The following is a 6,387-nucleotide window of genomic DNA, read 5'->3' as shown; positions in this document are numbered from 1 at the left end:
AATTACTCGCATGACTAACACCTAGACCACTTATAAGTGAAAGCTGGCCGGTGTTGCACTTAGTTTGACAATTTAGGAATTTACTTGATTGTCTAAATTTTAAATTAATCAGTTGACATTTATGATCAAAGCTCTTATACTCAATAAAAATTAGAATTTAATTAAAAAAGACGTTGATGGAATGAGTAAGTTTTGTGAGTTGATTATTAGCGACTGTCGTTGGTGAAAGGGCAGATCAAAAGCAAGCTGAACATGAGTCCAGAGTCTTGCCGGTGGTGCAAGCTACTAGCACGTTAGGGTACGTTATAACCCCAAGCATGTTTGTGCTTTTAAGGTAGCTAGTTGTAAAGCTGGTTATAAATCTGGGTGGTACCACGAAATGATCGTCCCTGCGTTAATTTGCAGGGGCGCTTTTTTGTTAGTTGTTAAATTTTAATGAGAGGGATTAATTAATAATGAGTAAAAAATATCTAAGTGTTTCAACGGCGCTAAATTTTGGTCAAACGGCAGCAAAGCATCAAGTCACAGCAATTTTAAATTTAGGTTGCCCAGATAGTCGGCAATGGTACTTGGCCAATCAACAAGCACTGTTTCAAGCGGTTCAAACTGGTCAGATTCGACTTAAAATCAAATTTTGGAATAAACCAGTAGCCGATTTGGCCAATGGTAACGTGGCCAATAGGTTCGTGAATTATGCCCAGCCTAAGGTAGCCTTGAAGTTCATTACAGCAGTTTATGCGCAGCAGAAGGATTTAAACGCCACAGTTGATGTCAACAAATTTTTGACTACTAAATTCAAAGCTAATCAAGTTGTTACCCAAGAAGTACTGACCCAAATCGATCGGGAAATTGCCGCTGAGGGCATTACCAGCCTACCGACAGTTATTTTCGATGATGTGCGCTATTCTGATGATCAGTTAGTACCAATCACACAATTACTTGCATAAAAGGGAGTGCCTTATATGAGCCGATTGCGAATCAACCCAGTTAATAAATGGTTAATTTTATGGCGGGGAAGTTCCCGCAGTGATACTGCCATGTGTTGTCTGCTGTAAATAATTGAAAACGAACAGACAACACGAAAGTAGGTTTGAACGATGCAGATCATTAAAAAAATAACGTTACCTTATCAATTATTAATTGCTTTAGTTTTAGGTATTATTTTAGGAAAATTCATCCCCGTGGCCGATAATTTCTATAATTTATTAGGAACACTATTTATCAATGCGATTACTATGGTGATTTTACCGCTAATTTTTCCCACGGTAGTCGTCGCGGTTGTACAAATTTTTACGCAAAAATCTTTTGGTAAACTTTTGTTGAAAACCTTTGTTTACTTTTTCATTGTCACCACCGTCATTATTTTGGTTTATTTAGCGGCCGGTTATTATTTAAAATTTGGTACTAGCATTCAAAATGGTGCCGGCACGCAGACCTTGAAAGGAATTGCCACAAAGATCGATCTATGGACTTTTATCGCCAATATTGTTCCAGCAAACTTATTTGCTGCCTTTTCAGATAATAATCTATTATCAGTCATCTTTTTCGCTATTGTTTTAGGGCTGGGCCTAGGTGCCTATGGGCCAAAAAATGCGGCGCCGTTACTGAAGTTATTCGACATTTGGATCAAAGCAATTTATAAGATTACTGATTTTGTTATCAAACTATCGCCAATTGGAATTTTTGGAATTATTGCCCACGATATTAATACAGTGGGAGCTGGGAAGCTGTTTTCCTTAGTTAACTTTATTGGCGGTCTGTATATCGGTTATTTGGCCTTGGCCTTAATTGTTTTTCCGCTGATTGCCTTATTTTTTAAAGTTCCTTATTTTCAAACTTTCCGTAGTATTCAGGATTTATTTTCCTTGGCCTTTTTCTCCGGTAGTTCCAGCGTCGTATTACCAAAATTATTAGAACGTCTGAAGCAAACCGGCACATCCGCCACCGTTACTGATTTTGTGGTGCCATTAGGTTATACCTTTAATTTAGAGGGCGCGACGGTCTATTTGGCCGTTGCTGTGGCCTTTATTGCCAATAGCTATGGCGTAGCAATGTCTTTGACCTCGTTGTTGACGATTACGTTGTTATTGACTTTTATCAGCAAAACTATTGCTACTGTTCCGTCAGGTGCCGTGGTCGTATTACTGGCCACAGCCTCACAGTTAGGGTTACCTAAGGAAGGTGTAGCGTTGATTTTTGCCGTTGATTTCTTTGCCAATGCGGGTCGGACGGCCTTAAACGTTCTAGGTAATGCCTTAGCGGCCAAAGCACTAGATGCACAATCTAAAACAGTAAAAATTTCACAGCCAATTGTTAAGGTTGCGAAAGGTTAGCATTTGGTAGCAGGTCGTTATTTAGACCGACTTAATTTAAGTATATTGGAGGAATTAACATGACCACAAAACAACCAAAAGTTTACGTTTTACACGAAAATTTGGAATGGACTCAACATTTAGTTACTTGGTTAAAACGTAATTCAATTCCGTACGAATTATGGGATCTCGCTACTGGCGTCCTGGATTTAACCAGCACACCACCAGAAGGTATTTTTTATAATCGAATTTCGGCGTCGGCTCATACCCGTAATCATCGCTTTACGCCGGAGTTTGGGCAACAAGTAATTAAATGGCTGGAAGACAATCACCGTGTTGTTCTTAATGGCTCCAATGCCATTGATTTGGAGATTAGTAAGGTCAGACAGTATTTGGCCCTACAGCAAAGTGACATCAAAACACCAAAAACAATTGCCGTTCTCGGTAAAGAAAAATTAGTGGCGGCCGCCCAGCAACTGAATATTTTTCCGCTGATCACTAAACATAATCGGGCCGGTAAAGGGGCTGGTGTGCACCGTTTTGATTCAATTGCCGAATTAGAACAATACGTTAACGGCACTGATTTTGAGGAACCAGTTGATGGCATTACATTACTGCAACAATACATTAAACCAATTGATGGTCGTATTCGCCGCTCAGAATTTATTGGTCGTAAGTTTCTTTACACAGTGGCCATTGATTCCAGCCAAGGGTTTGAGCTTTGCCCAGCGGATGAATGCCAACTTCCTAACGTCTCTGAGTCTAAGTTTAAAATTATTGCACCGTTAGCCTCACAGCAACAAAGTGCCTACGAACAGTTCTTAACGGCCAATCAGCTAGACGTGGCCGCAGTAGAGTGGGTGGAAGACGCTAATCACCAAAAATATGTTTATGATGTGAACACTAATACAAATTATAATGATCAGGCCGAAAGTAAGGCCCAAGTCTTTGCCCATGAGCATTTAGCGTTGTATTTACAACGAGTGTTGGAACAGCAGTACGCAGTAGCAGTGAAGTAGGGTCAACGCACGAAAAGACACTTTTACTCTCTTGATTTGGAAGTTGAGGTGTCTTTTTGTGACCAATTTTGCTTTAAAATTAGACTTAGGACGTGAACTTTATGGAAAAAAAGCAATTATTATGGTATAACATTGCCTTGATAGCTTTCGCCTCAGTTTGAAACTCTGGTAACGTGGTTGCTAATTTTACGTTAGCGCTATCATTTACTGACTAATTTAGGTATACTAATAACAATAAAATAATTCACTAGGGGTGCTTAGTTGCTGAGATGACCGTGGTCAAACCCTTTAAACCTGCTCTAGTTAGGACTAGCGAAGGGAAGTGTACTGGTTATATTTTGTCGTGCAAATGGACAATGTTAACGAGACTCCTAGTGATTTTATAGATGGGAGTCTTTTTTATGCGGCAAACACGGAATCAAAAATTAGTTTTGACAGCGTTGCTAACGGCCATTGCGGTAGTTGGGGGAATTTATTTGAATTTCCAATTGGGCCTGCCCGAGTTGCGCCAACGCAGCATTTGATTAATTTAATTAGTGGTGTGCTCGTAGGTCCGTACTACGCGGTTGCCCAGGCCTTTTTAACTTCACTATTACGTAACATGTTAGGCACTGGGACCTTGCTGGCCTTTCCCGGTAGTATGATTGGCGCCTTCTGCGTTGGGTACTGTTATCGTTGGTTTAAGAACTTGTTGGCGGCGGCCCTAGGTGAATTAGTTGGAACTGGTATTCTGGGTGCATTAGTGGCCTACCCGTTAGCAGCACTTTTTCTAGGCACGACTGGGGCTTTGTGGGTATTCATACCTAGCTTTTTCCTCAGTGCACTTGTTGGTGTAATAGTTGGTTATGTTTTACTGCGGGCACTTTGGCCAGTACTTAAGGCAAGATTTGCTCGTTAGATTATTTTTAAATTGCACGTTTATTTAAAAAGTGTTCTGGGGCATTTTTAGACATGATGCTGAGAACAGTGTTTTCTACGATAATTAAGAGGCAACCTTAATTCTAGGTTTTCGGAAATTAAGGTCGCCTTTTTTAGGTACTCTGACTGGAAATGGAAAATAAAAATGAATTTATTTGTTTCTACTGGAAAATAAACGGGCGTAAAAAATTTAGCAAAATGACATTCAAATTTATAATTTCGATTTAAAGATAACCTGTATTTAACTTAAATGAGTTCTTCTTTATTTAAATGTGGAGATATTCGGCAAGCGGTGCGGTCAATGACAAAAAGAATACACGCGGTAACGTTGTATGATTTTTTTGGTTGGTACAAAATTTGCGGTAGGCGAGGCCATTCTTGTTAAAGTACCTTTTTTTGAATAATTGTTCTCAAGCGGCAAATTTTGCTATAGAATATTTATCAATAGCAGTTTCAGAATATGATCCGGCGTGATTGATCTATTTTAGGTGATAATAAGAAGGTAAATTAGAAATAAAGGACGTTTTATTCAACGTTTATTAATTTAAGTGAGGTGTTTTTATTGCACTGGCAATTACCGACAGGGTCACAGCCGGCCTATCTTCGGCTGATTAATTTTATTCGTCATAGTTTAGAAATTGGTGCCTTATTACCGGGCCAACAGTTACCAGCAGAACGTCAATTGGCTGCAACCTTGGCGGTAAGTCGCTCAACGGTGCGGCGTACTTTTGACGAACTCGTTAGTCAAGGAATTCTTGTTCGTAAAATTGGTAGTGGTACTTGGGTCAATACTGAAAAGTGGGGTGTGTTACCTAACAGTATTAATTGGCAATCCTATTTAACGGCTGATCGGTTGGCTGATCCAACACAGTACATGGCACAATTACAGGTTTTACTGGATCAAAAAAAGGGCCTTAATTTGGCGCAAGCAACTTTGCCAGCGGCACTACTCGCTAAAAGCCCTTTACCAGCAATGACTTGGCAAACGGTATTGACCCAAGAGGCGCACTTGGCAATTAGTGGTGCGCCTAAGTTAAAAAAACAATTGCAGTTGTTTTTAAACCAGCATTTACGGCAAAATGTGGTTACTAGTCAAATTTTGATTACTTCAGGGGCGCAGCAGGCATTCTTTTTGATTACCCAAGGTTTACTGGCTGCTGGGGATGCCATTGCAGTTGAACAACCTTCTTATTTTTATCAATTAGGTTTATTTCAAGCCGCCGGAATTCGTATTTTTGGGGTACCGTTACGGTCTGACGGTAGCTTGGATTTAGCGGTACTCCGCCAGTTATATTACCAACATCACATTCGGTTTATTTTTGTTAATCCAACCGGCCAAAATCCGACTGGCTGCACAATGTCATTAGGTGCGCGGCAAGCGTTAATTCAACTGTGTGCTGAATTAAAATTGCCGATCGTTGAAGATGATCCGCTGGCACTTTTACAACGTGCCGCGAACGTTTTAGTACCACCACTAAAGGCACTTGATCCAGAAAATGTTCTTTACGTGGGAACTTTATCGACTTTAACGGGACCAAACACGCGAATTGGTTGGCTGGTGGCACCTAGTCAAATCGTTCAACGTTTGGCTGATATTCGCCAGCAATTAGATTCCGGACTTAGTATTTTTCCGCAATTAGTGGCGACTGGTTTATTGGCCGACCCTGATTTGACCGTTTACCTGCAACAATTGCAACAGCAGTTAAAGCAAAAAAAAGAGCAATTACAACGATTGTTATTGCCGCTACAGCAACAGCATAAGATCAGTTTTCAATTATCGCAAATCGGCTATAATTTATGGCTTAAATTACACTTAGGGCACCAATTAACCCCCTCTGAATACACTGTTTTTTTGAAAAATGGTTTATTGGTTTTACCCGGCTTTTTGTTCGGGTTACAAGAAAACACCATTCGAGTAAGTTTTGCGCAGTTAACTCGTGAACAGGCAGCAGTATTAGTTCAGCGATTGACAAAGTGTTTGACACTCTTAGCGGATGATTAGATTGGCCCAAAAGAACACCGCAAATTATGACTGCTTATTATAGTGAAGTTTATCTCCTGACTCATAAATTTAAAATTATCAATGGCCAACTTTTTTAAAGCAACCTTATTTTTGTGATAGTTGTAAACTACAAGCC

General features: G+C 40.0%; 4 protein-coding genes, 1 pseudogene and 1 riboswitch. All 5 genes and pseudogenes read left to right on the top strand.

Annotated features, from left to right (window positions below):
- The first annotated feature begins 455 nt into the window (after nt 1-455).
- The 5 genes and pseudogenes from EKM98_RS07125 to EKM98_RS07105 all read left to right on the top strand — a co-directional run bounded on the left by EKM98_RS07125 (nt 456) and on the right by EKM98_RS07105 (nt 6,251).
- Nucleotides 456-947, top strand: coding sequence for a thioredoxin domain-containing protein (locus EKM98_RS07125; RefSeq protein ID WP_125981619.1), 492 nt, complete (start codon nt 456-458; stop codon nt 945-947).
- A 150-nt stretch (nt 948-1,097) separates the two neighbouring features.
- Nucleotides 1,098-2,333, top strand: coding sequence for a dicarboxylate/amino acid:cation symporter (locus EKM98_RS07120; RefSeq protein WP_125981617.1), 1,236 nt, complete (start codon nt 1,098-1,100; stop codon nt 2,331-2,333).
- 59 nt (nt 2,334-2,392) lie between these two features.
- The gene (locus EKM98_RS07115) at nt 2,393-3,331 is read left to right on the top strand and encodes an ATP-grasp domain-containing protein (RefSeq protein ID WP_125981615.1); all 939 of its coding nucleotides are present in this window, start codon (nt 2,393-2,395) and stop codon (nt 3,329-3,331) included.
- A gap of 239 nt (nt 3,332-3,570) precedes the next feature.
- Nucleotides 3,571-3,669, top strand: a riboswitch (TPP riboswitch).
- 63 nt (nt 3,670-3,732) lie between these two features.
- Nucleotides 3,733-4,229, top strand: a pseudogene (thiW, locus tag EKM98_RS07110) (energy coupling factor transporter S component ThiW).
- Nucleotides 4,230-4,811: 582 nt separating this feature from the next.
- Nucleotides 4,812-6,251, top strand: a complete 1,440-nt coding sequence (locus tag EKM98_RS07105) for an aminotransferase-like domain-containing protein (protein WP_125981613.1) — start codon at nt 4,812-4,814, stop codon at nt 6,249-6,251.
- The last annotated feature ends 136 nt before the right edge of the window (nt 6,252-6,387 follow it).

Source organism: Loigolactobacillus iwatensis, assembly GCF_003950295.1.
GTDB classification, from domain to species: Bacteria; Bacillota; Bacilli; order Lactobacillales; family Lactobacillaceae; genus Loigolactobacillus; species Loigolactobacillus iwatensis.
The sequence above is the reverse complement of the archived record's forward strand: the minus strand, read 5'-3'. Positions and strand labels throughout refer to the sequence as shown.

Coding starts and splice junctions, on each gene's coding strand:
- EKM98_RS07125 (WP_125981619.1), top strand. CDS start 456: ATGAGTAAAAAATATCTAAGTGTTTCAACGGCGCTAAATTTTGGTCAA.
- EKM98_RS07120 (WP_125981617.1), top strand. CDS start 1,098: ATGCAGATCATTAAAAAAATAACGTTACCTTATCAATTATTAATTGCT.
- EKM98_RS07115 (WP_125981615.1), top strand. CDS start 2,393: ATGACCACAAAACAACCAAAAGTTTACGTTTTACACGAAAATTTGGAA.